Source organism: Clostridium sp. CX1 (genome assembly GCF_025398335.1).
Taxonomy (GTDB): domain Bacteria; phylum Bacillota; class Clostridia; order Clostridiales; family Clostridiaceae; genus Clostridium_AM; species Clostridium_AM tanneri.
Genome location: NZ_JAODOO010000066.1, coordinates 1 through 340, shown reverse-complemented (window position 1 = coordinate 340; position 340 = coordinate 1). Strand labels below are relative to the sequence as shown.

At 50.0% G+C, this 340-nt stretch carries 3 tRNA genes; all 3 read right to left on the bottom strand.

The features are described from left to right. Window positions 1–14 precede the first annotated feature (14 nt). Window positions 15–98 (bottom strand) — tRNA-Leu (locus tag N4T77_RS20180). Window positions 99–106: 8 nt separating this feature from the next. After that, window positions 107–182 (bottom strand) — tRNA-Lys (locus N4T77_RS20175). A 15-nt stretch (window positions 183–197) separates the two neighbouring features. Further along, window positions 198–273, bottom strand: a tRNA-His gene (locus tag N4T77_RS20170). Between the last annotated feature and the right edge of the window lie 67 nt (window positions 274–340).

Here is a 340-nt window from a genome sequence, read left to right as displayed (position 1 = left end):
TTTTTTTAATTAATTGGTGCAGGTGAAGGGAGTCGAACCCCCATGCCTAAGGCGCTAGATCCTAAGTCTAGTGCGTCTGCCAATTCCGCCACACCTGCAAATTAATTGGTGGCTTACCGGGGAATCGAACCCCGGACACCATGATTAAAAGTCATGTGCTCTACCGACTGAGCTAGTAAACCAAAGTATATTTTAAATGGGGTGAACGATGGGATTCGAACCCACGACAACCAGAACCACAATCTGGCGCTCTACCAACTGAACTACGTCCACCATACCTGGTGGGTCATCGGGGACTCGAACCCCGGGCACCCTGATTAAGAGTCAGGTGCTCTACCAG